The sequence below is a fragment of the Streptomyces hundungensis genome, assembly GCF_003627815.1.
In the GTDB taxonomy this organism is placed as follows: domain Bacteria; phylum Actinomycetota; class Actinomycetes; order Streptomycetales; family Streptomycetaceae; genus Streptomyces; species Streptomyces hundungensis_A.
Map to the genome: position 1 here is coordinate 4269742 of NZ_CP032698.1, position 26204 is coordinate 4295945.

Here is a 26204-nt window from a genome sequence, read left to right on the forward strand (position 1 = left end):
CGTGACGAACGGGACCATCGAAGGGGCGCGTGAGCGCTGGGTACGGACCGGCGGCGTGGAGCTGTGCGTGGCGGAGCTGGGTGACGAATCCCAGCCCACCGTGGTTCTGGTGCACGGCTACCCGGACAGCAAGGAGGTGTGGTCCGAGGTCGCCGAGCGCCTCGCCGACCGCTTCCACGTGGTGCTGTACGACGTCCGCGGACACGGCCGCTCCACGGCGCCGGCCCCGCTGCGCGGCGGCTTCACCCTGGAGAAGCTGACGGACGACTTCCTGGCCGTCGCGGACGCGGTGAGCCCGGACCGGCCGGTCCACCTGGTCGGCCACGACTGGGGCTCGGTCCAGGGCTGGGAGTTCGCGACGGTCGAGCGTACAGAGGGCCGCATAGCGTCCTTCACCTCCATGTCGGGGCCGTCGCTCGACCACTTCGGCCACTGGATCAAGAGCCGGATGAGCCGCCCCACCCCGCGCAAGGTGGCCCAGCTGATGGGGCAGGGCGCCAAGTCCTGGTACGTCTATCTGCTGCACACGCCGGTCCTGCCGGAGCTGGCGTGGCGCGGGCCGCTCGGCAAGCGCTGGCCGAAGATCCTCCAGCGGGTGGAGAAGGTGCCCGCCGACGGCTACCCCACGGCTTCCCTCCCGCAGGACGCGGCGCACGGCGCCTGGCTCTACCGGGACAACGTCCGCGCCCGGCTGCGCCGCCCCCGCTCCGACGCCTACGCCCATGTGCCCGTCCAGCTCATCACCCCGCTCGACGACGCGTTCCTCTCCCCGAAGCTGTATGCCGAACTGGAGCGGTGGGCGCCCCAGTTGATCCGCCGGACACTGCCCGCCAAGCACTGGGTGCCGCGCACCAGGCCGGACCAACTGGCCGCGTGGATCAGCGAGTTCGTCCGTGCCAACGAGGACGGCACACCGGCCAAGGACACCGTCGCCACGGGCCCCCACGCCGATCGGTTCGCCGGCCAGCTGGTTCTGGTGACGGGCGCCGCGAGCGGCATCGGGCGGGCCACGGCCTTCGCGTTCGCCGAGGCCGGGGCGCGGATCGTCGCCGTGGACCGGGACGCCGAGGGTGCGCACAGGACCGCGGAGATGTCCCGGCTCATCGGCGCGCCCGAGGCCTGGGGCGAGGTCGTCGATGTCGGCGACGAGCAGGCCATGGAGAAGCTCGCCGAGAAGGTCGCCCTCGAATACGGCGTCGTCGACGTCCTGGTCAACAACGCGGGAATCGGCCTCTCGGGCTCCTTCTTCGCCACCACGGCCGAGGACTGGAAGAAGGTCCTCGACGTCAATCTGTGGGGCGTCATCCATGGCTGCCGCGTCTTCGGCCGGCAGATGGCCGAGCGCGGCCAGGGCGGCCACATCGTCAACATGGCGTCGGCGGCGGCCTATCAGCCCTCCCGCGCGCTACCCGCCTACAGCACGTCGAAGGCCGCGGTGCTGATGCTCAGCGAGTGCCTGCGGGCCGAACTGGCCGGGCAGGGCATCGGCGTCTCGGCGATCTGCCCCGGCCTGGTCAACACCAACATCACCTCGACCACGCACTTCGCCGGGACCGACGCAACGGAGGAGCGGCGCCTTCAGAAGAAGACCTCCCGCCTGTACGGCCTGCGCAACTTCCATCCGGAGAAGGTCGCTTCGGCGATCCTGCGGGCGGTCGTGAAGAACCAGGCCGTGGTGCCGGTGACGCCCGAGGCCCGGGGCGCCCACCTCATGTCCCGCTTCGCGCCGAGGACACTGCGCGCGATCGCCCGATTGGAGCCTCCGCTGTGAGCGCGGAGCACCGAGACGGCACGGGGGACGTCGAGCACTACCTCATATCGCCGCGCCGGGTCTCCTTCGCCTGGGACGCGACACCGCTGCACTGGATACCGGACGAGCCCACCGCGACCCATGTCATCAATGTGCTGCACCTGCTGCTTCCGGCGGGCGAGCGCTGGTTCGTGAAGGTGTTCAAGGAGGCCCTGCCACTGGTCGAGGACCCGGCGCTGCTCAAGGACGTGAAGGGGTTCATGGGCCAGGAGGCCACCCATAGCGTCCAACACGCCCATGTTCTGGACCACTTGGCCCGGCAGCACCTGGACACCGCGCCCTACACCCGGTACGTCGACTTCCTCTTCGAGCAGCTCCTCGGCGAGACGCCCCCGCTCGGGGCGCCGATTCCGGCGCAGGAGTGGCTGCGCTTCCGTCTCTCGCTGATCGCCGCGATCGAGCAGTTCACGGCGGTGCTCGGCAACTGGGTGTTGCAGGCCGAGGCCCTGGACCGGGCGGGTTCCGACGCGATCATGCTGGATCTGCTGCGCTGGCACGGCGCTGAGGAGGTCGAGCACCGGGCGGTGGCCTTCGACATGTACCAGCACTGCGGCGGCACGGGCCTGCCCCGGTACGCGCGCCGCGTGGAGGGCATGGTGGTCGTGGCCCCGGTGCTGCTGTGGCTGTGGGCGTGGGGCGCCTCCTATCTGATCCGGCACGATCCCTCCCTGGCCGGCCGGGTGCGCTACTCGCTGCGCGAGCACAATCGGGCGGTGCGGCGGGGCCTGCTGCCCACCTGGAAGGAACTGGGCTCGGCCATACCCCGCTATCTGCGCCGGTCGTACCATCCCTCGCAGGAGGGCTCCCTGCGCAAGGCCGTCGACTATCTCGCGACCTCGCCGGCGGCCCGAGCGGCGGCGGGCGCGGTGGGCCGCGCCGCCCTGGGTTAGAGGGAGTGGGTTTTGTCCGGGCAGTCAGCACTACAGCAGGGGGCGTCGCAGACGGCGGCACCTGCCGAGTACCGGATCGAGGACCTGGCGCACGCCAGCGGCGCCACGGTCCGCACCATCCGCGCCTACCAGGACCGGGGCCTGCTGCCCCGGCCCGAGCGGCGCGGCCGGTCCAATGTGTACGGCGACACCCATCTGGCCCGGCTGCACCAGATCGCCGACCTCCTGGACCGGGGCTACACCCTGGCCTCCATCAAGGAACTCCTGGAGGCCTGGGACGCGGGCCGGGGGCTCGGCGGCGTACTCGGTCTGGTCGCCGAGGTGAACGGCCCCTGGACCGATGAGGAGGCCGCCCGGATCTCCCGCGCCGAACTCGACGAGACCTTCGGCGGCAACCCGGACGACGGGGCGGTCGCCGACGCGGTCGAGCTCGGCATCCTGGAACGCATCCCGGACAACGATTCCGAGTTCCTAGTACCCAGCCCCCAAGAGCTGGCTGTGGCAGCTGAGTTGTATGCGGCAGGGGTGCCTCTCGACGCCATCTCCGGGCATCTGCGCGAGCTGCGGGGCCAGGTCGAACACATCGCGGCCCGCTTCCTGGACTTCACCACGGAACATGTCTTCGCCCGCTACCTGGGCCACCGCCCCCCGACCGACTCCGAGGCGGCCGAGGCCGCCGATCTGGTGCGCCGCCTGCGCCCCCTGGCCCAGCAGACCGTGGACGCCGAACTGGCCCGCGCCATGCGCCTGTTGGCGACCAGGCATCTCCAGCGCCACCTGGGCACCCCGGCCACCGCCCCCACCACCCCGGGCCCCGGACCGGTGATGGTTCCCGACGCCACCGTTCGAGCCGTCCAGGAGCTGGTCGGCCCGGAGAACGTCGCCGCGTTCATCACGGCGGCCGCCGAACGCGAGGTGCAGGCGCGTAGGTTGGATGCCTTGACTGCTCCAACTCATATCGGGACATAGGGTGCATCAGGCTCAAATTGCCTATCACGGAGGCAAATTCACCAACGGTGCGTATTGGTGCGGTAGTTGTCCACAGCGCTGTCAATTAGCCTGTGGATAACCGGCCTTCACTGTGGATCAAACCCAACAACCTTTCTCCATAGGGTGATTGAGGTCACTGATCTACTGATCAGCGAGCCAATTGCCGTGGAAGCCGAACGGGACGCGCTGCGGGAGGTGAACCGTCGCGACGGGCGCGGCCGCGAGGTCGTCCGCATCCAGAATGACGAGATCGCTGGCGTCGCGAGCGGCGTCGTACACATAGCTGAGCAGCCACCCCGGGCCACCCGGTCGGTCGTCCGCCGGAGCGAACGCCGCCTCCGCCGGAGCCCGACCCGCCCCGAACTCGTGCCGCGCCAGCGATCCCGTCCGCAGGTCGTAGCGGAGCAGCGCCCCCGATATCGGCCCCGAGGACGGCGTCTGCGCCACCGTGACATGCCCGAACCGGGACTCCCTCCCCGCCAGCCGGTCATCGATCCGGGGGAACTCACAGGCCTGGTCGTCCAGCTGCTCCTCACGGACCGTCCCGGCCGCCAGGTCCAGCGTCCACTTCCACAGCGTGGGCCCGCTCGCCCCCAGGCGCTCGTACCGCACCACATGCAGCACGATCCGCTCCCCGCCCCCGGCGCCGTCACCGGGCTCGTCATGGGCGTTCAGCGCGTGGAAGACATAACAAGGGTCGATCGTCAGCCAACGCACTTCGCCGTAGGGATCGTCCCGGCGCAGCACACCGAGCCGTGCCCCGTACTCGGCGTCCCAGCGATAGGGGAGCCCGCCACCGGGCCGCATCGCCGTCTCCAGGTCGAAGACGGCCGGCAGGTCCATGAACACCACATGCGAGGCGGTGAGATGGAAGTCGTGCATCATCGTGGCCGCTAGTACCTCCACCGGCCTGCTCACCACCAACTCGCCGGTGGCGTCGGCGCGGTGATAGGTGAGGTACGGCTCGCTGAGCATCCCGTATCCGAAGAAGTGCAGTTCTCCGGTGACCGGGCAGGTCTTGGGGTGCGCGGTCATGGCGGTGGTGAGCCGCCCGCCGAAGTCGTACGCCCCCAGCGTCTTCAGTTCGCGGCCCGGCCGGCCGTCCAGTTCGTACGGGTAGGACGACTCGACCAGGGCCAGGGTGCGGCCGGCGTGGCGCACCACATGGGTGTTGGCGACCCCGGCGGTGAGATCGGTGTTCCCCTGCCGGTCGTGGACCCGCGCCCCGTCGGTGAAGGTCGAGGTGCGCACCCAGCGGTTGCGGTAGGAGCGGGCCCGGCCCCCTTCGAGGCGGACGCCGTGGACCATGCCGTCCCCGAAGAACCAGTGCGGTGAGGCCGCGTCCTGCGGGTTCGGCCCGTTGCGCACGTACCAGCCGGTCAGCTCGGGGGGTATGGCACCGGTAACGGTCAGCTCGTGAGTGGTCAGCTCGTCGGGGACGGGGGCGAAGTTGCCCGCGAGGTGCGGGGCCGACGGCGTGCGCTCCGCGGAGGTGCCGGCTGCGGCGGTCATCGTGCGGCGCCCTTCTGGACGGCGGCGCGGCGGGCCCGCTCCGGGTACTGGGCGGTGACGATCGCCGGGACGGCGAAGCCCGCCACCTGGACGACGATCGAGGCGGTGCTGCCGAGCGACTGCGCGTCGATGAGTGCGAGCGCCGCGGCGGTCAGGGTGAAGGCGAGGGCCCAGACGGCGGTCAGCACCACATTGATCCGCAGGAACACCGGGTTGGTCCACACCTCGGGCGGCGCCTGCCGCTTGGCTATGCCGGTGGTGAAGGGCTTGCGGACGGCCAGGGTGGCCCATGCGGTCAGCGCCAGCCAGCCGGTGGCCAGGGCGCCGCCGTACTCGCGCAGTCCGCTGTCGGGAGCGATGAACGCTATGACGCTCAGCACCGCGAAGAAGGCGATCGTGGACTGCTCCAGGATCAGGGAGTCGGCACTCACCCCGCGCTTGCGGTCCATCGCGAGGAGGTAGGCACCCACGGCGAGGGCGGCGAGCGCGCCCCACTGCCAGTGCGCACTGCCGATGGCGGCGAAAACGATCCACGGGATGAATCCGCGCAGGTAGCTCATGGGAGTCCCCTCTGTTCCGGGCGCTCGGCCCGGCTCCACATTCCAACTTCGACATGTCGAATGTAGAGGTTCCATCTTTGACGTGTCAAGAGTGGAATGTAGAGTGGGGGACATGAGCCTCCGACACGCGGTCCTGGGCCTGCTCGCCGACCGGCGGGCCAGCGGCTACGACCTGATGAAGCTTTTCGAGACCTCGCTCGCCCACGTCTGGTCGGCGACGCAGAGCCAGGTCTACGGAGAGCTGGGCAAACTCGCCGACGCCGATTTGGTGGAGGTCTCCGCCGAGGGGCCACGCGGCCGCAAGGAGTACGGCATCACCGCCGCGGGCAGAGCCGAACTGCACCGCTGGCTGACCGAGGTCGAGCCGGTCCGCACCCGCCGCAGCGACTCCCTTCTCCGGGTCTTCTTCCTCGGCGAGCTCACCCCGCTCGAAGCACGGACCTATCTGCTCAACGAGGCCGAGCGCTCGGCGCGCCAGCTCGCGGGCCTGCGGCAGGCGGAGGCCGCCATCGACTGGGACGAGGATCCGCTGTCGGCACACGGCAGGCTCGCCCTGGAGTACGGCAAGCGGCTCAGCGAGATGCACGAGGAGTGGGCCCGCTGGGCGGTGGAGCAGCTCAAGCCCTGACCGGGCGCGGCCGCCGGAGAAATGGGGTGCCGGGCCCCCGCCCGGCCAGGCACCCTGGCGGCATGAAGGAAACACCACACCGGCCGCCGGAGGAAGGCCCACCGCCGTCCCCCGACGACAGACGGACCGTCAAGGTGTCCAAATACCTGTCCAAACACCTGCGTCACCAGCCCGAACGGATCGGCCTCGTCCTCGACGCCCAGGGCTGGGTGGAGATCGACGAGCTACTGCGGTGCGCGGCCGCCCACCGCTTCCCCATCACCCGCGCCGAGCTCGACCACGTGGTCGCCACCAACGACAAGCGGCGCTTCGCCATAGAGGGCGGGCGGATCCGTGCCAGCCAGGGCCACACCGTGGCCGTCGACCTCGCCCTGCCGCCCGCCGAACCCCCCGCGTACCTCTACCACGGCACCGTGGCCCGCTCGCTGGACGCGATCCGCACCGAAGGCCTGCGTCCGATGAACCGCCACCATGTGCATCTCTCGTCCGACCGGGAAACCGCCGCCCGGGTCGGCGCCCGCCGCGGCCGGCCGGTGATCCTGAGCGTGGACGCCGGAGCCATGTACCAGGACGGTCATGTCTTTCACGTGAGCGCCAACGGGGTCTGGCTCACCGGCTCCGTACCGCCGAAGTATCTGCGCCTGCCCACCTGAGGCCGGCACTTGGCATGATCAATGCCATGCGCCATCCCCACCTCCCCACCACCGAGTCCGCGGTCACCGCGATCCGCGCGATCGCCCACCAGTACCGGCTCGCGGTCGAGGTCACCGACGACATCGGTGCCGACCGCACCTCCCGCCGCACCTCCGCCGGAGTGTGCGCCGTGGTCGACCCGGACGGTTCGTTGCCGCACGAGGCCTACGTCGAGCTCGGTGGCTCGCCCTCCGTGTCCGTGCGGATCTATCCGGAGGACGACGCCCAAATCACCGTCGACGGCGTGCACTTCGACGATGTGCCGCGCGACGACGTGCCCGCCTTCCTGCGCTCCGTCTACGGCGGGCTCGCCCACGTCAGAGGCCGCTTCTTCCCGCCCGGCTGGTGGCTGGTCGTGCCGCTGCCCGGGGACCGGACGTACAAGGAGCTGGTGCTGCTCGGTGCGCTCACCCCGTGGATGAGCGCACACGTTCGCGACCGGAAGGGCTAGCGCCCCAGCTGGGCGAGTCCCTCGGTCGCGATCTGCTCGAAGACCTTCAGGTCGGCCGCGAAGTCGGAGTCGGGGATCGGCGCGTGCAGCACGATCTCGGAGATGCCGAGCTCGAAGTGGCGACCGGCGAAGTCCACGAACGCGTCGAGGGATTCCAGCGGCCGGCCGGGCTGCGGGGTGAAGCCGGTGAGCAAGACCTTGTCCAGCTCGTCCACCTCGCGCCCGATCTCCTCGCAGGCCGCGCCCAGCTTCTCGATCTGGCCGCGGATGGCCTGGAGGGACTCCTCGGGCGTTCCGGACTCGAACAGCTTCGGGTCGCCGGTCGTGACCCACGCCTGGCCGTGCTTCGCCGCCAGCCTCAGTCCGCGCGGGCCGGTCGCGGCCACCGCGAAGGGGATTCTGGGCCGCTGGACACAGCCCGGCAGATTGCGCGCCTCGACCGCCGAGTAGAAGGTGCCGTCGTAGGTCACCGAGTCCTCGGTCAGCAGCCGGTCGAGCAGCGGCACGAACTCGCCGAACCGGTCGGCCCGTTGACGCGGAGTCCACGCCTCCTGCCCCAGCGCGGTGGCGTCGAAGCCGTTGCCGCCCGCCCCGATGCCCAGGACGATCCGGCCGTTCGACACGTCGTCGAGGGTGATCAGGTCCTTGGCCAGGGTCACCGGATGCCGGAAGTTGGGGGAGGTGACCAGGGTGCCCAGGCGCATCCGGGTGGTGGCGGCAGCGGCGGCCGTCAGCGTGGGAACCGCCCCGAACCACGGGCCGTCGCGGAACGTCCGCCAGGACAGGTGGTCATAGGTGTAGGCGGCGTGGAAGCCCAGCTCCTCGGCGCGCAGCCAGGCGTCACGGCCACCCTCGTGCCAGCGGTCGATCGGCAGAATCACAGTGCTCAGTCGCATGGGTCGACCCTACGAGAGGTCGAGCAGCTCCCGCATCGACTGGGCGGCGCGCACCGCCGCGTCACCGCAGCAATTGTTGAACAGGACGTGCACCTCCCGGGCCCGCTCGGCCATCTCGCGCACGCGCGGCGCCCACTCACAGAGCTCCTCGGACGTGTACCCGTGGCGGAACCGCTCCTCCTTGGTGCCGGTCCCCCAGGCACTGTTGCGTCCGTGGAAGCGCACCACGGCGAGGTCCGGAGTGGTGACCCGTATGACGGGCGGTACGGAATCGGGCAGTGTCTGCACCATGTCGACGGCAACGGCAGCCGCGTCCAGCTCCGTCAACAGAGCCGTCGTGACATCGACGTGCCCCGCACGCCACCAGTCGGGATGGCGGAACTCCACGGCCATCGGCCACCCCGCGGCACGCTCACGGCAGCGGCGCAGGAACTCCACCGCGGGCCTGCCCGGTACGAGCCGACGCGGGAACTGGAAGACCAGCGTCCCCAATCGGCCCGCGGCCCGCAGCGGTTCGAGGGCCGCGCTGTAGCGGTCCCACACCTCGTCGAGCAGACCGGGATCGACGCCCGCCGTCCGGCGCGCGAGGGCCGGACGCAGATCGGCGGGCAGCGCTTCCGGCCGTGTCGGATGCCCGGTGAGCAGGGAGAACGCCTTCACGTCGAACCGGAAGCCGGCGGGGGTGCGCTCGCTCCACAGCAGGCTGTTGCGGGTGCTGGGCAGCCCGTAATAGGTGGAGTCGACCTCCGCCACCGGGAACTGGGTGGCGTAGTGCCGCAGTCTGCCCTCGGCGTCACGCCACCCCTTGGGATACCAACCGCTGGACACCAGCGCCTTGTCCGTCCACGAGCAGGTTCCGACCCGAATCCGTCCCATTGCGGCCGTCTTCCCCGGACGCCGTGACGGATTCACCCGGCGCGCCGGGACATCGCGCGGCCGCTCCACGGCGGCCCGTTCTGGTGACGTCAGAGGGCTCACCGCTCGTCCGACGCGGGAGCCCGACTCTCCCGTACGCATCTCGCCGTGCCCGGAGCATCCCCCCGTGCCGCGTACGCCCCCTCGTGCCCCGGGCGCACCGCCGAGCGCTCTCATCTGTGCGGTCCTTCGCACGTCCGTGCGCTGCTGTGCGGGACAATGGGGCGGTGACCTCTGCTATGGATCCCGCCCCGGCCATCCGCCCCGTGCCCACCGCACCGCGGCTCATCGCGACCGACCTGGACGGCACACTGCTGCGCGACGACCGGTCCGTCTCGGACCGTACGGTCGCGGCCCTGGCGGCCGCCGAGGAGGCGGGCATCGAGGTCTTCTTCGTCACCGGCCGCCCGGCTCGCTGGATGGGTGTCGTGAGCTCCCATGTCCACGGCCACGGCTTGGCCATCTGCGGCAACGGAGCGGCCGTCGTCGATCTGCACGGCGGCCCCGAGGGGCCCCGCTTCGTGAAGGTGCGCCCGCTGGAGCGGGACGCCGCCCTGGAGGTCGTCACCTTGCTGCGGGCGGCGGTTCCCGGTACGTCCTTCGCGGTCGAACGCACCGGCGGCTTCCACCACGAACTCGCCTATCCGCCGCTGCACATGGACCCGGCGGCGAGCGTCGCCCCGGTCGAGAAGCTGCTGGCCGAGGACGCCGCCCCGGCGAACCAGCCGGTGCTCAAGGTCCTCGCGTTCCACCCCGAGCTTGCCCCCGACGACTTCCTCGCGCTGGCCCGCGCGGCAGTCGGGGCACATGCCGAAATCACCCGGTCAAGCCCCACGGCGCTGCTGGAGATCAGCGGCGCGGGCGTCTCGAAGGCGTCCACGCTGGCGCTGTGCTGTGCCGAGCGCGGTATCTCGCCGGCCGAGGTGGTGGCCTTCGGCGACATGCCGAACGACATGGAAATGCTGAGCTGGGCGGGCACGTCGTACGCCATGGGCAACGCCCACCCCGACGTCCTGGCCACGGCCTCCGAGCGCACCGTCGCCAACAACGAGGACGGCGTGGCGGTCGTGATCGAGCAGATCCTCAAGGCCCTCTGAGGCCTGGCCGCATCAGCGCTGCCGCCGCGCACGGTGGGACGACACAGGCGCAGAGGCGACCACGCGGCCGTGTTTCACGTGAAACACAACTCCGCTCCCGGCCGATCCATCGGTTGAGCGGCTCGGATGGGCCGGCCCTCAGAGAGGCGCCTCCCAGACGACGGTCGTGCCCCCGCCGCCATCCCCGAGCCCGGGTCCGTACGAACTCGATCCGCCCAGCGCCTCGGCGCGCCGCCGAAGGTTGCGCAATCCGCTGCGGCGACCGCCCGGAGGGATGCCGACCCCGTTGTCGGCGACCGTCAGCCGCACCCCCGCGCTGCCGTCCGGCAGCTGTGCCGTGGCATCGACGACGACCTCGATCCGGGATGCCTCGGCGTGCCGGAAGGCGTTCGAGAGGGCTTCGCGCAACGCCGCGATCAGGTTCTTTCCGGTCAGCTCGCCGACCAGGGTGTCGACGGCCCCCAGGAAGCGGTGGGCCGGCTTGAAGCCGAGCGGCACGGCAGCCATGTTGATCTCCCGCAGGACGCGGGTGCGCAGCCCGGAGGGCGCCTCGGCCGGGCCCTGCTGGAGCGCGAAGATCGCCGTGCGGATCTCCTGGATGGTGACGTCGAGTTCGTCGACCGCCTTGCCGATGCCGCTCTGCACCTCGGGCACGACGGACTTGCGCTGCGCGCCCTCCAACATCATTCCGGTGGCGAAGAGGCGCTGGATGACGAGGTCGTGCAGGTCACGGGCGATGCGGTCGCGGTCCTCGTACACGGCGAGCCGTTCCCGGTCGCGCTGGGCCTCCGCCATCATCAGGGCGAGCGCGGCCTGCGAGGCGAACTGACCAGCCAGGGTCCGCTCGGCCTCGGTGAAGGGCCGCCCCCCACGCGCCCGAGGCGTGGCGAGGGCGCCCAGGACCCGGCCGCCGCTTTGCAGGGGCAGCAGCATGCTCGGCCCGTAGCGCTCGGCCAGTTTGGTGATCATGCGCGGGTCGGTGGCGGCGTCGTCGACGAAGACCGCCTCGCCCTCCAGCAGCGTCGACACGACCGGACTCTCCGGCGGGATCACCACGCCGAGCGAGACGCGCGGGTTGTCGGCGGAGACCGCGACGATCTCCAGGCCGCCCTCCTCGGCGGGCAGCAGCACTATGCCCGCGTCGGACACGGCGAGGTGGCGGGCCTGTTCGGCCACGACCTCCAGGGCGTCGTCCGCGTCGCCGCCCGACAACAGCGCCGTGGTGACCGCGACCGAACCGTCGATCCAGCGCTCACGCTGGCGCGCCGCCTCGTAGAGCCGGGCGTTGCCGATGGCGATTCCGGCCTCGGTGGCCAGGACCCGCACCATGTGCAGGTCGTAGTCGTTGAATTCGCCCCCGCCGTGCTTCTCGGTCAGATAGAGGTTCCCGAAGATCTCGCCCTGGACGCGGATGGGGACGCCGAGGAAGGTGCTCATCGGCGGATGGTTCGGGGGGAGGCCCGCCGAACGGGGGTCGGCGGCGATCTCGGCGAGCCGGAGCGGCTCGGGGTGGTGGATGAGCCAGCCGAGCAGTCCCCGGTGGCCGTCGGGCCGGTGCCCGATGGCGCGGGCCTCGGTGTCGTTGACGCCGTACGTCACGAAGTCGGACAGCCCCCGGCCGTCCTCGTTGACGACGCCGATCGCCGCGTACCGTGCGTCGGCGAGCTCGGCCGCCGTCTCGCAGATCCGGTCCAGTGTGGAGTGCAGCTCAAGGCCGGTGCCGACCGAGCGCATCGCCTCCAGCAGCTGCGGGACGCGCGCCGTGAGCTCGGTGGAGAGTCCTTGCAGGCTGCGGGTGGCGCGGGTGGCCGCTTCGAGCGGGTCGTGGTCCTGGTGGTCCAGGCCCGTGACGTCCTGGTGGCCCCTGGGCCTCTTCGGATCTGGCGGCATGCCTTGAGACTAGTTAGTCCTATTTGGCGAGGAAAGTCGGGTACTGTCGCGCCTCGGTCTCGCGCTCCCGTTCCACCATGCCCCGCAGGGGTCCGTCGACCGTGGCGAGCTCCTCGTAGGCGCCCCGCTGCACGGTCCGCCCCTCGGCAAGCACGATCACTTCGTCGACTGCTTCCAGGCCGCGCAGCCGGTGTGTGATCAGCACGGTGGTGCGGCCTTCGGTGGCTGCCAGCAGGTCGGTGGTGAGCGCGTCGGCGGTCGCCAGGTCCAGGTGTTCGGCGGGCTCGTCCAGGACCAGCACCGGGAAGTCGGCGAGCAGGGCCCGGGCCAGTGCGAGACGCTGACGCTGACCGCCGGAGAGCCGGGCGCCGTGTTCGCCCACCAGGGTGTCGAGGCCTTCGGGCAGCCCGTCGACCCAGTCGAGCAACCGGGCCCGGCCCAGAGCGGAGCGCAGTTCGTCGTCGGTGGCGTCGGTACGGGCCAGCCGCAGGTTCTCCCGTACGGAGCTGTCGAAGAGGTGCGCGTCCTGGGCGCACAGCCCGACGAGGCGGCGTACGTCGTCTCCGCTGAGCCGGCTCGCATCACTCCCGCCGATCTCGTAGGTGCCGGTCCGGGCGTCCAGGAAGCGGAGCAGGACCTGGGCGAGGGTGGTCTTGCCGGAGCCGGAGGCGCCGACGACGGCGACCCGCCTTCCCGGGGTGAGTCGCAGCCCGAAGTCGTGCAGGGCGTCGCGCTCCTGCCCCGCATGCCGGGCGTGGAGCCCGCGCAGTTCCAGCGGGAACGGGCCGGCGGGAGGTGCGAGGGGTGCTTCGGGTTCTTGTACGGGAACCGGCGCGTCCAGAACCTCGTGGACGCGCTCGGCGCTGTGCCGCACCCGCCGGCGGGCCCGCACCGCGAGCGGCAGCCCGGTCACCGCCTCGAAGGCGGCGAGCGGCACCAGCACGACCACCGCGAGCAGCACCCCGTCGAGGCGGCCGTCCGCCACGGCGCGTACTCCCACGAGCGCGGCGGCGGCCACCGTGAGCCCGCAGGCCAGCGCGGAGAGCCCGCCGCCGAGCGCGGTGGCGGCGGCGCCCCGCGAGGCGATCCGGGTCAGTGCCGTATCGGCGTCCCGCACCTCGCGGACACGGCGGCCGAGGGCTCCCGCCACCGTGAGCTCGCCGGTGCCGGTGAGCAGATCGGCCACCCGGGTGGCGAGCACTCCCCGGGCCGGGGCCAGTTGACGTTCGGCCCGCTGCGCCAGGGAGCCGCTGAGGAACGGAACGAGGACGCCGGCGACGAGGAGCCCCACGGCGAGTACGGCCCCGGCCTCGGGCAGCAGCCATGCCGTGAACCCCGCACTCAGCACGGACACCACGAAGGCGACCCCGGCGGGCAGGACCCAGCGCAGCCAGTAGTCCTGGAGTTCGTCCACATCGGCGACCAGGCGGGACAGCAGATCGCCCCGCCGCGTCTCGCGCAGCCCCGCGGGCGCGATCCGCTCCAGTCGCCGGTAGACCGCGACCCGCAGTTCGGCGAGCATGCGCAGTACGGCGTCGTGGGAGACGAGTCGCTCGGCGTAGCGGAACACCGCGCGGCCGATCCCGAAGGCCCGGGTCGCGGTGACGGCCACCATCAGATAGAGCACGGGCGGCTGCTGCGAGGCCCGCGAGATGAGCCAGCCCGAGGTGGCCATGAGGCCGACGGCCGAGCCGAGCGCCAACGCGCCGAGCAGCAGCGCGAGCGCGATGCGGCCGCGCAGGCCGCGGGCGGCGGCGCGAACCCGGGCGAGCGGGTTCCGCCCGACCACAGATCCCGTCGTGCTCGCCACCTCGACGGAGACCTCAACAGGCGCCCTATTGCCGAGAGTTGGGGTCACGGCGGCCAGACCCGGGGCCGGGGTGCGGGGGTGCGCATCGGCGGGGCGCAACTCCACCACGCGGTCCGCGACCGCGAGCAGCGCGGGACGGTGCACGACCAGCAGGACGGTACGGCCCACCGCGAGCCTGCGGACCGCGTCGACGATCCCCGCCTCCGTCTCGCCGTCCAGCGCGGCCGTCGGTTCGTCTAGCAGCAGCACCGGCCGGTCGGCCAGGAAGGCACGGGCGAGGGCGAGACGCTGGCGCTGGCCGGCCGAGAGCCCGGCGCCGTCCTCGCCCAGAGCGGTGTCCATCCCGTTCGGCAGCGCGGCGACGAAGTCATGGGCGCCCGCGTCGCGCAGCGCGTCGAGCACGGCCGCGTCGTCCGCGTCCGGCCGGGCGGGACGGACGTTCTGGGCGATGGTCCCCGCGAAGAGGTGCGGCCGCTGCGGCACCCAGGCGATCCGCTCGCGCCACTGCGTCAGGGACAGCGTCGCGAGGTCCGCTCCGGACACCAGGACCCGGCCGCCGTCCTGCGGCGTCACAAAGCCGAGCAGCGCATGGAGGAGCGTCGACTTCCCGACTCCGCTCGGGCCGGTCAGGGCCACCGTCTCGCCCGGCTCGACCACCAGGGAGGCGTCGGCCAGGGAGGGTTCCGTGCGTCCGGGGTGCCGTACGGTCACGCGGTCGAGCTCCAGACGGACCGGCCCGGCGGGCACAGATCCCGTGCCGCCCTGGGGCAGCGGTGTCTGGAGGACCTCGAAGATCTCCTCGGCGGCCGACAGCCCCTCAGCCGCGGCGTGGTACTGCGCGCCGACCTGGCGCAGGGGCAGATAGGCCTCGGGGGCCAGGACCAGGATCACCAGGCCGGTGTACAGATCGAGGTCGCCGTGGACCAGGCGCATGCCGACGCCGACCGCGACCAGCGCCACCGAGATCGTCGCGAGCAGTTCGAGGGCGAAGGAGGAGATGAAGGCGATCCGCAAGGTCTTCAGGGTCACCCGGCGGTAGTCCGAGGTGATCGCCTTGATCGACTCGGCCTGGGCCTTGGCCCGCCCGAACACCTTGAGGGTGGGCAGCCCGGCGACCACGTCGAGGAAGTGCCCCGAGAGGCGGGACAGCAGCCGCCACTGGCGATCCATCTGCGACTGGGTGGCCCAGCCGATCAGCGCCATGAACAACGGGATGAGCGGCAGGGTCACCACGATGGTCGCCGCGGAGACCCAGTCTTCGGTGACGATCCGAGCGAGCACCGCCACCGGCACGACGACGGCGAGGCCCAACTGCGGCAGATAGCGCGCGAAGTAGTCGTCGAGGGCGTCGACCCCACGGGTGGCGAGCGCGACCAGGGACCCGGTGCGCTGACTGCTGAGCCACTGCGGGCCCAGCCCGGCCGCCCGCTCCAGGAGCCGGCCCCTCAGTTCCGACTTGACCGCCGCGCTGGCCTTGTTGGCGGCCAGCTCCGTCAGCCAGGAGACCAGGCCCCGCCCGACCGCGACCGCCGCGAGAAGCAGAAGCGGCGTCCTCAGCCCGGCCGCGTCATGGCCGTCCTTGAAGGCCCCCACCACGACGTCGGCGATGAGCATCGCCTGGGCGATGATCAGTCCCGCCCCGACCAGGCCGAGAGCCACCACCGCGGCCAGGAAGAAGCGGGTGGCGCGAGCGTATCGCAGCAGTCGTGCGTCGATCGGTTTCACGTGAAACATCCCCCAACGGAAGGATCAAAGCGGGCCCGGGGGGTGTGTTTCACGTGAAACACACCCCGTCGAACCGTGGAGACCTCAGGGGTCAGTGCGCGTCGGCGATGTTCTTGGTGCCGATCCGCTTGCGGAAGACCCAGTAGGTCCAGCCCTGGTAGACCAGCACCAGCGGGGTCGCGAGCCCCGCACACCACGTCATGATCTTCAGGGTGTACGGGCTGGACGAGGCGTTGGAGACCGTGAGGTTCCAGGCGCCGTTCAGCGAGGACGGCATGACGTTCGGGAAGAGCGTCAGGAAGAGCATCGCCACGGCGGCCGCGATCGTGATGCCCGAGAGCGCGAACGACCAGCCCTCGCGCCCGGCCTTGATGGCCGCGATCGCTCCGACGAGCGCGAGTACGGCGACGGCCATCGCGACCAGGCTCTTGGTGTCTCCGCGCGAGGCCTGGGTCCAGACGAGGAAGCCGAGCGCGAGCACAGCCGTCACCAGACCCAGCTTCAGCGCCAGCACCCTGGCCCGCTCACGGATGTCGCCAAGCGTCTTGAGCGAGGCGAACACCGCGCCGTGGAAGGTGAACAGGGCGAGCGTGACCAGGCCGCCCAGGATCGAGAACGGGTTGAGCAGATCCCAGAAGGTGCCCACATATTCCTTGTGCGCGTCGATCTTCACCCCGCGCACGATGTTGGCGAAGGCCACGCCCCACAGGAACGCCGGGATGAGCGAGGTCCAGAAGATGGCCTGCTCCCAGTTGCGCTGCCACTTCTCCTCGGGCCGCTTCGCCCGGTACTCGAATGCGACACCCCGGACGATCAGACAGACCAGGATGACCAGCAGCGGCAGATAGAAGCCGGAGAAGAGCGTGGCGTACCACTCGGGGAAGGCGGCGAAGGTCGCGCCGCCGGCCGTGAGCAGCCACACCTCGTTGCCGTCCCAGACGGGACCGATGGTGTTGATCAGGACGCGCTTCTCGGGGCGGTCCCTGGCCAGCAGCTTCGTCAGGATGCCGATCCCGAAGTCGAATCCCTCCAGGAAGAAGTAGCCGATCCACAGGACGGCGATGAGTACGAACCAGACGTCGTGGAGTTCCATGCCTCGATCTCCTCAGCCTCAGTACGAGAAGGCCATCGGCCGGTCGGGGTCGCGGTCGTCCCCGCCGATCTTGGTGGGCGGATTGAGGTCGGCCTCGCTGAGCTCGGGCGGTCCGGCCTTGACGTACTTGACGAGGAGCTTGACCTCGACCACCGCGAGCACGGCGTACAGCAGGGTGAAGACGATCATCGAGGTGAGGACCTCGCCCTGCGAGACGCTGGGGGAGACCGCGTCCTGGGTGCGCAGTACGCCGTAGACGACCCAGGGCTGGCGGCCCATCTCGGTGAAGATCCAGCCCCAGGAATTGGCGATGAGCGGGAAGCCGAGCGTCCAGACCGCGAAGAACCAGTACCACTTGGTCAGGCGCGTGCCGAGGGCCGTGCTCTTGAAGAGCACCAGGTTCGGCACCTCGTCCTCACCGGTCCGCATCCCCGGCGCCAGCATGAACTTCTTCCGGGTGAGCCACAGCCCGACCAGTCCGATGGCGAAGGACGTCATGCCGAAGCCGATCATCCAGCGGAAGCCCCAGAAGGCGACCGGAATGTTGGGCCGGTAGTCGCCGGGCCCGAACTTCTGCTGCTCGGCCTTGTTCACGTCGTTGATGCCGGGGACGTACGAGGAGAAGTTGTTGTCGGCGAGGAAGGACAGGACTCCCGGCACCGAGATCTCGACGTCGTTGTGCCCCTTGGCCACGTCACCGACGGCGAAGATCGAGAACGGTGCGGGCTTCTCACCGTCCCACAGGGCCTCGGCGGCGGCCATCTTCATCGGCTGCTGCTTGAACATGACCTTGCCGAGCGAGTCACCGCTCACGGCGGTGAGCAGGCCGCCGATCACCAGGGTGACCAGGCCGAGCCGCAGCGAGGTGCGCATCACCGGGATGTGCTTCTTGCGGCGCAGATGGATGGCGGCGACGCCGACCATGAACGCGCCACCGGTGAGGAAGGCGGCGGTCAGCGTGTGGAAGACGACGACCAGGGTGGTGTCCTGGGTCAACACCCGCCAGAAGTCGGTGAGTTCGGCGCGCCCGGTGGCCTTGTTGAGCCGGTAGCCGACCGGGTGCTGCATCCAGGAGTTGGCCGCCAGGATGAAGTAGGACGACAGGATCGTGCCGAGGGAGACCATCCAGATGCAGGCGCAGTGGATCTTCTTCGGCAGCTTGTCCCAGCCGAAGATCCACAGTCCGACGAAGGTGGACTCGAAGAAGAAGGCGATGAGCGCTTCGAAGGCGAGCGGGGCACCGAAGATGTCGCCGACGAACCGCGAGTAGTCCGACCAGTTCATGCCGAACTGGAATTCCTGGACGATGCCCGTGACCACACCCATCGCGATGTTGATCAGGAAGAGCTTGCCCCAGAACTTGGTCGCCTTGAGGTACTTGTCCTTGCCGGTTCGCACCCAGGCGGTCTCCAGGCCGGCGACGAGCGCGGCGAGCGAGATCGTCAGGGGAACGAAGAGGAAGTGGTAGACGGTGGTGATGCCGAACTGCCATCGCGCCAGGGTCTCCGGCGCCAGAGCCAGGTCCACGTCGGCACTCTCCTTACTTCGCCGTGGTCACAGCCGCAGGCTTGCCCCTTTAATCCCCCCGATGACGGGAGGAAGCAGGACACGCTTGTGAACGCGTTCACATTCACAAGCATTATGTCGTACGTGCTGTCGACTCCGGCAGGGGGGTCCCCCGGAAACGGGTGTGAACGTGGACACCCTCTTCCCAAGGCTTTCAACATCTTGTTGAATTCGGCGCCATGGAGAACCAGCTGCGCATACGCATCTCATGGCCCGCGGGCAGTGTCACGGCGACCCTCGACCCGACCCCCACCAGCACGGCGCTCGCAGGGGCGCTCCCCCTCACCTCGACCGCCCACACCTGGGGCGAGGAGGTCTACTTCGACACCCCCGTCTCGCCTGCCCGGGAGGCGGACGCGCGCCAGGTGGTGGAGCCGGGCACGGTGGCGTTCTGGACCGACGGCGACGCGCTCGCGCTGCCCTTCGGTCCCACGCCGATCTCGCGCGGCGACGAATGCCGGCTCGCGAGCCCGTGCAACGTCCTCGGCCGCATCGACGGCGACCCCCGCAGGCTCGCCACGGTCCGCGCCGGCGACCCGATCCGGGTGGACGCCCTCTGAGAACGCCCCGAGCGCCGGGCGGGCCGACGCCCCCGGCGCCCCTTCCTCAGGGTCAGGCCTGCTTGCGGAAGCCCTCCGCGACCTTGAGGAACAGGTCGTTGGCCTCCCCCTCGCCGATCGTGACGCGCACGCCCTCGCCCGCGAACGGTCGCACCACGACACCCGCCGCCTCGCACGCCGCGGCGAAGTCGACCGTGCGCTCCCCGAGCCGCAGCCAGACGAAGTTCGCCTGCGTCTCGGGCACCGTCCAGCCCTGCTGCACCAGGCCCTCGTAGACCCGCTCCCGCTCACCCACCAACGCGCCGACGCGGCCCATCAGTTCGTCCTCGGCGCGCAGGGAGGCGACCGCCGCGTCCTGGGCCAGCTGACTGACGCCGAACGGCACGGCCGTCTTGCGCAGCGCCGCCGCGACCGGCTCGTGGGCCACCGCGAAACCGACCCGCAGCCCGGCCAGCCCGTACGCCTTGGAGAAGGTACGCAGGACGGCCACGTTCGGGCGGTCCCGGTAGATCTGGATGCCGTCCGGCACCTCGGTGTCCCGGATGAACTCCCGGTACGCCTCGTCCAGCACCACCAGGACGTCCGAGGGCACCCGGTCGAGGAACCGTTCCAGCTCGGCCCGGCGCACCACGGTGCCGGTCGGGTTGTTCGGGTTGCAGACGAAGATCAGCCGGGTCCGGTCGGTGATCGCGTCCGCCATCGCGTCGAGGTCGTGCACATCGCCCGGGGTCAGCGGCACCCGGACGGAGGTGGCTCCACTGATCTGGGTGATGATCGGGTACGCCTCGAAGGACCGCCAGGCGTACATGACCTCGTCGCCGGGCCCGGAGGTGGACTGGACGAGCGACTGGGCCACCCCCACCGAGCCGGTGCCGGTGGCCAGGTGGCCGAGGGGCACCCCGAACCTTTCGGCCAGCTCGTTCATCAGGCCCGTGCAGGCCATGTCCGGGTACCGGTTGAAGTTCCCCGCGGCCGCGACCGCGCTCTCCATCACGCCGGGGAGCGGCGGGTAGGGGTTCTCGTTCGAGGACAGCTTGAAGGCGACGGGCCCGTCGGAGGCCGCCGGCTTGCCGGGCTTGTAGGTGGGGATGCCGTCCAGCTCGGGGCGCAGCTTGGGGCTCGTCTCGCTCACCGCAGGTCCTCCTCGACCGTTCCGTACAGAAACTGGGCACGCCGTCGCGGACAGCTCCGTACACATCCAATGCTCCTCACCTTATGAGGATTCGGCTCCCCTGCGAATAGCCGACGGAGACCGGTTCTCGGCGGGCGCGCGAGAAGGGGGGAGCGTTCCCGTACCTGGCGCGCGCCGGTGGCTCGCGCCGTGGCGCGCATCACCCGTGAAGGTGAGTTGAGACCTCTTCGAAACATCGGACAGTTGGCAGCAGCCCACGGGTCGACAAGCGCCACCGTAACGCCGCATCGCCCAACTCCCTTGCATAGCAAGGCAATTGCTGTGTTTCGACCATGCAGAAACGTGCCTGTCAACGCGTGCATATGCACCCGGGCCAACCGCCCGTCATCGCCCTACTATCGGCTCGCCATGACAGCAGCAGGGAAGCACCAGGTGAGCCGGTCGACCGGTCGCCGGCTGGGGCGGGCGGGCATTCGGGACGTGGCCGCCGCCGCCGGTGTCTCCATCACGACCGTCTCAGACGCGCTCAACGGCAAGGGCCGGCTCCCCGACGCCACCCGCCGCCACGTCCGCGAGGTCGCAGACCGGCTGGGCTACCGCCCATCCGCAGCGGCCCGCACGCTCCGTACCGGCAAGTCCGGCCTCATCGGCCTGACCGTGACGACCTACGGGGATGAACCTTTCACCTTCACCGAATTCGCGTACTTCGCGGAAATGGCCAGAGCCGCGACCTCCGCCGCGCTGGCCCGCGGCTACGCCCTCGTCATCCTGCCCGCCACCTCACGCCGCAGCCCGGCGGACGTCTGGTCGAACGTCGCCCTCGACGGCACCGTCGTCATCGACCCCTCCGACCAGGACCCCGTGGTCACCGAACTCGTACGCCAAGGTCTCCCGGTCGTCTCCGACGGCCGCCCGGCGGGCAGCCTGCCCGTCACGGCCTGGGTGGACAACGACCACGAGGCCGCCGTACTCGACCTGCTCGACCACCTCGCCGCGGCCGGCGCCCGCCGGATCGGCCTGCTCACCGGAACCACCACCGACACCTACACCCGTCTGTCCACCGAGGCCTATCTGACCTGGTGCGAACGGGTCGGCCAGGACCCGGTGTACGAGTCCTACCCGGCCCACGACCCCTGCGCGGGCGCCGTCGCAGCCGACCGGCTGCTCGCCCGCCCGGACCGGCCCGACGCCGTGTACGGCCTCTTCGACCCCAACGGCACCGATCTGCTCGCGGCCGCCCGGCGCTACGGACTGCGCGTGCCCGAGGACCTGCTCCTCGTGTGCTGTAGCGAGTCCACCGTGTACGCCACCACCGAACCGCCCATCACCACGCTCTCGCTCAAACCAAGGCGCATCGGCACGGCCGTCGTCCAGTTGCTCATCGACGCGATCGAAGGGATCGACAACGGCCAGCCGATCGAGCAGGTGATACCGACCGAACTGATCGTGCGGACCTCGTCCCAGCGAAGGCCTCCGCGCACCACGGTCAGCCCACCGCGCTCACCGGCCAAGGGCAACCAGCCGGGCCCCAACAAGGAGTGAACTCCCGCCGGGCGGCCTCCCCGACCGCCCGGCGCTCGACCCAGGTCTGTCGGAACAACAGAGTCCGGCTTGGACTGGACCACCACATTGGGGACATAACCACCCACGAACGTCGCTCGCACCCGGATTGACCACCCCTGGTGCGTCACACAGCATGAGGCGCATTCCTATGATGGGCGCACGACACCACGGATCTCCGCCCGACCTGGCGGCTCCCACGGTGTACGGCGGCGCGACGGTGGTGGAGGGGTCGATGACTCAGGGGGCCGGTCAGGGACCCGTGCGGACGGCGACGTTGCGTGACTTCCGGGTGCCGCCGTATGCGCAACAGACCCCCGTCCCACCGCCGGAGGAACCGAGCGCACCACCGGGACCGGCGGTGCCGCTGTTCCGTCAGGAACCGCCCTCCGCGCACCCGGAGGCGCCCGGCGCGTCCGCTCCGGCGCCCGGCACGACCACCTATTCGGATGATGAGCCCCCGGAGGGCTACACGCCGACCGCACGGGACCTCCCCGTGATACAGCGCGGTGACACGGTCAGGCTGCCCACGGTCGAACCCGTCGCCTCCGCAGCGCCCGACGGCCCCGGCCCGCTGTACGTGGTCGGTGACGTCCACGGCTACCTCGACGAACTCCTGGCCGCCCTGCGCGAGCAGGGCCTCATCGACGAATCCGGGAACTGGGCCGCCGGCACCGCCCGGCTGTGGTTCCTCGGCGACTTCACCGACCGGGGCCCGGACGGCATCGGCGTCATCGACCTGGTTATGCGGCTCTCCGCCGAGGCCGCGGCCGCCGGAGGCTACTGCAAGGCCCTCATGGGCAACCACGAGCTGCTGCTGCTCGGCGCCAAGCGGTTCGCCGACACCCCGGTGAACTCCGGTGCGGGCACCGCCACCTTCCAGGCCGCCTGGCTGCTCAACGGCGGCCAGAAGGCCGACATGGACCGGCTCCAGGACGTACACCTTCAGTGGATGTCGCGGCTCGACGCGATCGAGCAGGAGGACGACCACCTGCTCATGCACTCGGACACGACCGCCTATCTGGAGTACGGCGACTCCATCGAGGCGGTCAACGACACCGTCCACGCCATCCTCAACCGCAACGACGCCGACGAGTGCTGGGACCTGTTCCGCAAGTTCACCAGACGCTTCGCCTTCCGCGACGAAGCGGGCCCGCAGGCCGCCCGCGAGCTGCTCTCCACATACGGCGGCGGCCGGGTGGTGCACGGCCACAGCCCCATTCCGTACCTGTTGGGCGAGGTCGGCACCGAGGACGGCGAGGAGGACGCACGGCCGGTGGTCGAGGGTCCGCACGTGTACGCCGACGGTCTCGCCATCGCCATGGACGGCGGTGTGACCATGGCCGGAAAGCTGCTGGTCCAGCAACTCCCGCTGCATGGCTGAGGGGTGACCGGGAAAGGCTTCCGCACAGCGCCGGGTATGCCATTTCCGGAAACACCCTGTCACCCCGTGCCGTAGCGGCTCTACCATCGGGTTATCCGTAGCAGGCTCTCCTCCGTTTCCGCCAACTGCCCGTTCGTCAGGCGGGCTTTCAGGCCCTACGGAGCATCGGGGGATGCACATGAACAGCGCTCCGCACCTGCTCAACGAGGACCGCCCGGAGTTCGAGCGGATCGTCGAGGAGGCACTGCGCACCGCGCATGAACGGCCCGAGCTGTCCGGCATCGGCGAGCGCCTCAACGCCGTGCAGCTGCGCACCATGGTGCTCGCCGCCGGCTCGTTCGTGACCGAACGGGCGGCCGCCGAGTACGAGCACTACGTCACGACACGCGAGGAGCTCCGCGCGCACGCCACCGCCGGCGCCCACGACTTTGGCCTCGCCTCCGGCGGCGGCACGGTTCTCGAACCGGCCGGTGCGGGCGCGGGCGCCGTCGTCGCCGTTCTAGCGCCGGTGCTCGCGGGCACCGCCGCCGTGATATTCCTGCTGGTCGGCTACATCCTGAAGATGCTCAAGCCGCAGCCCGCCTTCGCCGACACCATGCTGACCGCCGGCTGGTTCTTCGGTGCGCTGACCGCCGCCGCGATCCTCGCCGCCGCCGTCGGACTGCTGATCACGGCGGTGCGCAACGGCGCGACACAGGTGGTGGCCGTCGACGAGGCCGACGAGGCGGACGCCCCGGACGAGCGCACCCAGGAGCTCGCCCGGGCCCGCGAGGCCTGGCGCCACGCCCTGCTGGAGCGGGGCATCTACCCCTTCCTGCGCGACGCGCTGGCCGACCCGAGCATCGACCCGGGCGCCCCGGCGCCGCGCCGTCCGATGGGCCGCATCCCCGCCCTCGGCTACGACCGCCCGGGCTTCGACAGCCCCGACCAGGGCGGCTCCCCCGCAAACCACCCCAGCTTCACCAGCCCGGACTTCACCAGCCCCGACTTCGGCGGCCCCGAGCACCAGCCGGACTGAGCCCGCCCGGCCGGGCGCCGCTCCCGGGAGCCATCAACTCCCGGGGCAGCGCCCGCAGCACATCGCCTCAGTCGGCGATCGGCAGATAGACCCGGTTGCCCGCATCCGCGAACTCCCGTGACTTCTCCGCCATTCCGGCCTCGATCTCGTCGGTCTTCAGGTCGCCCCCGTGCTCGCGCCGGATGTCCTGGGAGATCTTCATCGAGCAGAACTTCGGACCGCACATCGAGCAGAAGTGCGCGGTCTTGGCCGGCTCCGCGGGCAGCGTCTCGTCGTGGAACTCCCGGGCGGTGTCCGGGTCGAGGGCCAGGTTGAACTGGTCCTCCCAGCGGAACTCGAACCGGGCGTCCGAGAGCGCGTCGTCCCACTCCTGCGCGCCCGGGTGCCCCTTGGCCAGGTCCGCCGCATGGGCGGCGATCTTGTATGTGATGACGCCGGTCTTCACGTCGTCACGGTTGGGCAGGCCGAGGTGCTCCTTGGGCGTGACGTAGCAGAGCATCGCGGTGCCCCACCAGGCGATCATCGCCGCACCGATGCCGGAGGTGATGTGGTCGTAGGCGGGCGCCACATCGGTGGTCAGCGGCCCCAGGGTGTAGAACGGGGCCTCTTCGCAGATCTCCTGCTGGAGGTCGATGTTCTCCTTGATCTTGTGCATCGGGACGTGTCCCGGGCCCTCGATCATCGTCTGTACGTTGTGACGCTTGGCGATCGTGTTGAGTTCCCCGAGCGTGCGGAGCTCAGCGAACTGCGCCTCGTCGTTGGCGTCCGCGATGGAGCCGGGGCGCAGCCCGTCGCCGAGCGAGTACGTCACGTCGTACGACGCGAGGATCTCGCAGAGCTCCTCGAAGTTCTCGTACAGGAACGATTCCTTGTGGTGCGCCAGGCACCAGGCCGCCATGATCGAGCCGCCGCGCGAGACGATGCCGGTCTTGCGGCGGGCGGTCAGCGGCACATAGCGCAGCAGCACGCCGGCGTGGACCGTCATGTAGTCGACGCCCTGCTCGGCCTGCTCGATGACGGTGTCCTTGTAGATGTCCCAGGTCAGTTCCTCGGCCCGGCCGTCCACCTTCTCCAGCGCCTGGTACAGCGGCACCGTGCCGATGGGGACGGGGGAGTTGCGCAGCACCCACTCACGGGTGGTGTGGATGTTGCGGCCCGTGGAGAGGTCCATGACCGTGTCGGCGCCCCACTGGGTGGCCCAGGTCATCTTGTCGACCTCCTCCTCAATGGAGGAGGTGACCGCGGAGTTCCCGATGTTGGCGTTGGCTTTCACCAGGAATCGCTTGCCGATGATCATCGGCTCGATCTCGGGGTGGTTGATGTTGGCGGGCAGCACGGCGCGGCCCGCCGCGATCTCCTCGCGGACGACCTCGGGGGAGACGTTCTCGCGGATCGCGACGTACTCCATCTCCGGGGTGATCTCGCCGCGGCGCGCGTACGCGAGCTGGGTGACGGCCCGGCCGCCGCGACCGCGGCGGGGCTGGCGCGGGCGGCCCGGGAAGACCGCGTCGAGGTTCTTCAGGCCCCCGCGCGGCGAGGTGTGCTTGATCCCGTCGTCCTCGGGGCGGGCCGGGCGGCCCGCGTACTCCTCGGTGTCTCCGCGCCCGATGATCCAGTTCTCCCGGAGCGGGGCGAGCCCGCGACGGACGTCGGTCTCGACGCCCGGGTCGGTGTACGGGCCGGACGTGTCGTACAGCGTCACGGCCTTGCCGTTGGTGAGGTGCACCTGGCGGACCGGCACCTTGAGGTCGGGGCGCGAACCCTCGATGTACCCCTTGTGCCAGCCGATGGACTTCCCGCTCTCCTCAGTGCTGGAGGCAGGCGTGCGTGCGTCCTGAACGGTCATGAGACCTACTCCCTACGCCGGCATTACCCGGTAACAGGTTCGGCGGTCGGCGCAGCCTCTTCCGTACGGTTCGTACGGTTGTCAGCGCCCTCTCAGCCCGGTGCTCCGAGCTCCCGCGTGTGCAAAGGTGTCACCACGCTAGCGTCCTTTCTGGCGCGCTGAACAGAGGGCCCCCTGT

At 70.5% G+C, this 26204-nt stretch carries 21 protein-coding genes; 11 read left to right on the top strand and 10 right to left on the bottom strand.

The window, feature by feature from the left end; translation table 11 throughout:
- The first annotated feature begins 1 nt into the window (after nucleotide 1).
- The 3 genes from DWB77_RS19045 to DWB77_RS19055 are packed head-to-tail and all read left to right on the top strand — an operon-like array spanning nucleotide 2 to nucleotide 3669.
- Entirely contained in the window at nucleotides 2-1771 is a 1770-nt protein-coding gene (locus DWB77_RS19045; RefSeq protein WP_120727970.1) for an SDR family oxidoreductase, read from the top strand.
- Complete coding sequence (locus DWB77_RS19050; protein ID WP_174248581.1) at nucleotides 1768-2700, top strand: metal-dependent hydrolase; 933 nt, start codon at nucleotides 1768-1770, stop codon at nucleotides 2698-2700. Before DWB77_RS19045 ends, DWB77_RS19050 begins: the two co-directional genes overlap by 4 nt.
- A 12-nt stretch (nucleotides 2701-2712) precedes the next feature.
- Entirely contained in the window at nucleotides 2713-3669 is a 957-nt protein-coding gene (locus DWB77_RS19055) for a MerR family transcriptional regulator (protein ID WP_120722382.1), read from the top strand.
- 162 nt (nucleotides 3670-3831) lie between these two features.
- Here DWB77_RS19055 and DWB77_RS19060 read toward each other — a convergent pair whose 3' ends face one another.
- Complete coding sequence (locus tag DWB77_RS19060) at nucleotides 3832-5202, bottom strand: carotenoid oxygenase family protein (protein ID WP_120722383.1); 1371 nt, start codon at nucleotides 5200-5202, stop codon at nucleotides 3832-3834.
- Nucleotides 5199-5762, bottom strand: coding sequence for a hypothetical protein (locus DWB77_RS19065; RefSeq protein WP_120722384.1), 564 nt, complete (start codon nucleotides 5760-5762; stop codon nucleotides 5199-5201). The genes DWB77_RS19060 and DWB77_RS19065 overlap by 4 nt, the downstream gene beginning before the upstream one ends.
- 112 nt (nucleotides 5763-5874) lie before the next feature.
- On the opposite strand from DWB77_RS19065, the gene DWB77_RS19070 reads away from it, so the two are divergent.
- The 3 genes from DWB77_RS19070 (at nucleotide 5875) to DWB77_RS19080 (ending at nucleotide 7534) form a co-directional block, all read left to right on the top strand.
- Nucleotides 5875-6390: a PadR family transcriptional regulator gene (locus DWB77_RS19070; RefSeq protein WP_120722385.1), complete on the top strand. Its 516-nt coding sequence runs from the start codon at nucleotides 5875-5877 to the stop codon at nucleotides 6388-6390.
- A 62-nt stretch (nucleotides 6391-6452) separates the two neighbouring features.
- Complete coding sequence (locus DWB77_RS19075; RefSeq protein WP_120722386.1) at nucleotides 6453-7043, top strand: RNA 2'-phosphotransferase; 591 nt, start codon at nucleotides 6453-6455, stop codon at nucleotides 7041-7043.
- Between the two features lie 26 nt (nucleotides 7044-7069).
- Nucleotides 7070-7534, top strand: a complete 465-nt coding sequence (locus DWB77_RS19080; RefSeq protein ID WP_120722387.1) for a hypothetical protein — start codon at nucleotides 7070-7072, stop codon at nucleotides 7532-7534.
- On the opposite strand, the gene DWB77_RS19085 is transcribed toward DWB77_RS19080, so the two are convergent.
- Nucleotides 7531-8430 carry an LLM class flavin-dependent oxidoreductase gene (locus tag DWB77_RS19085; protein ID WP_120722388.1) on the bottom strand — a complete coding sequence of 300 codons (900 nt, stop codon included), beginning with the start codon at nucleotides 8428-8430 and terminating at the stop codon, nucleotides 7531-7533. The two genes, DWB77_RS19080 and DWB77_RS19085, sit on opposite strands and share 4 nt — an antisense overlap.
- Nucleotides 8431-8439: 9 nt before the next feature.
- Nucleotides 8440-9306, bottom strand: a complete 867-nt coding sequence (locus DWB77_RS19090) for a DUF72 domain-containing protein (RefSeq protein WP_120722389.1) — start codon at nucleotides 9304-9306, stop codon at nucleotides 8440-8442.
- A 278-nt stretch (nucleotides 9307-9584) separates the two neighbouring features.
- On the opposite strand from DWB77_RS19090, the gene DWB77_RS19095 reads away from it, so the two are divergent.
- The gene (locus tag DWB77_RS19095; RefSeq protein WP_120722390.1) at nucleotides 9585-10442 is read left to right on the top strand and encodes a Cof-type HAD-IIB family hydrolase; all 858 of its coding nucleotides are present in this window, start codon (nucleotides 9585-9587) and stop codon (nucleotides 10440-10442) included.
- Nucleotides 10443-10580: 138 nt separating this feature from the next.
- Here DWB77_RS19095 and DWB77_RS19100 read toward each other — a convergent pair whose 3' ends face one another.
- The 4 genes from DWB77_RS19100 to DWB77_RS19115 all read right to left on the bottom strand — a co-directional run bounded on the left by DWB77_RS19100 (nucleotide 10581) and on the right by DWB77_RS19115 (nucleotide 18487).
- Nucleotides 10581-12332, bottom strand: coding sequence for a GAF domain-containing sensor histidine kinase (locus tag DWB77_RS19100; protein WP_120722391.1), 1752 nt, complete (start codon nucleotides 12330-12332; stop codon nucleotides 10581-10583).
- 19 nt (nucleotides 12333-12351) lie between these two features.
- Entirely contained in the window at nucleotides 12352-15867 is a 3516-nt protein-coding gene (gene cydD / locus DWB77_RS19105; protein ID WP_120722392.1) for a thiol reductant ABC exporter subunit CydD, read from the bottom strand.
- Between the two features lie 91 nt (nucleotides 15868-15958).
- Nucleotides 15959-16960: a cytochrome d ubiquinol oxidase subunit II gene (cydB, locus tag DWB77_RS19110; RefSeq protein WP_120722393.1), complete on the bottom strand. Its 1002-nt coding sequence runs from the start codon at nucleotides 16958-16960 to the stop codon at nucleotides 15959-15961.
- 18 nt (nucleotides 16961-16978) lie between these two features.
- The gene (locus tag DWB77_RS19115; protein WP_120722394.1) at nucleotides 16979-18487 is read right to left on the bottom strand and encodes a cytochrome ubiquinol oxidase subunit I; all 1509 of its coding nucleotides are present in this window, start codon (nucleotides 18485-18487) and stop codon (nucleotides 16979-16981) included.
- A gap of 218 nt (nucleotides 18488-18705) precedes the next feature.
- Here DWB77_RS19115 and DWB77_RS19120 point away from each other — a divergent pair, with 218 nt between their 5' ends.
- Nucleotides 18706-19086 (top strand): cyclophilin-like fold protein, encoded by a 381-nt coding sequence (locus tag DWB77_RS19120; RefSeq protein ID WP_120722395.1) that lies wholly within the window; start codon nucleotides 18706-18708, stop codon nucleotides 19084-19086.
- A gap of 52 nt (nucleotides 19087-19138) precedes the next feature.
- Here DWB77_RS19120 and hisC read toward each other — a convergent pair whose 3' ends face one another.
- The gene (hisC, locus tag DWB77_RS19125) at nucleotides 19139-20218 is read right to left on the bottom strand and encodes a histidinol-phosphate transaminase (RefSeq protein WP_120722396.1); all 1080 of its coding nucleotides are present in this window, start codon (nucleotides 20216-20218) and stop codon (nucleotides 19139-19141) included.
- A gap of 408 nt (nucleotides 20219-20626) precedes the next feature.
- On the opposite strand from hisC, the gene DWB77_RS19130 reads away from it, so the two are divergent.
- From DWB77_RS19130 to DWB77_RS19140, 3 genes are all read left to right on the top strand, one after another.
- Nucleotides 20627-21760: a LacI family DNA-binding transcriptional regulator gene (locus tag DWB77_RS19130; protein ID WP_120722397.1), complete on the top strand. Its 1134-nt coding sequence runs from the start codon at nucleotides 20627-20629 to the stop codon at nucleotides 21758-21760.
- Between the two features lie 238 nt (nucleotides 21761-21998).
- Nucleotides 21999-23162, top strand: coding sequence for a metallophosphoesterase (locus DWB77_RS19135; RefSeq protein ID WP_246033884.1), 1164 nt, complete (start codon nucleotides 21999-22001; stop codon nucleotides 23160-23162).
- Between the two features lie 172 nt (nucleotides 23163-23334).
- Nucleotides 23335-24180 carry a hypothetical protein gene (locus DWB77_RS19140; RefSeq protein ID WP_120722398.1) on the top strand — a complete coding sequence of 282 codons (846 nt, stop codon included), beginning with the start codon at nucleotides 23335-23337 and terminating at the stop codon, nucleotides 24178-24180.
- Between the two features lie 67 nt (nucleotides 24181-24247).
- Here the strand turns inward: DWB77_RS19140 and thiC are convergent, their stop codons facing one another.
- Complete coding sequence (gene thiC, locus DWB77_RS19145) at nucleotides 24248-26026, bottom strand: phosphomethylpyrimidine synthase ThiC (protein ID WP_120722399.1); 1779 nt, start codon at nucleotides 26024-26026, stop codon at nucleotides 24248-24250.
- Between the last annotated feature and the right edge of the window lie 178 nt (nucleotides 26027-26204).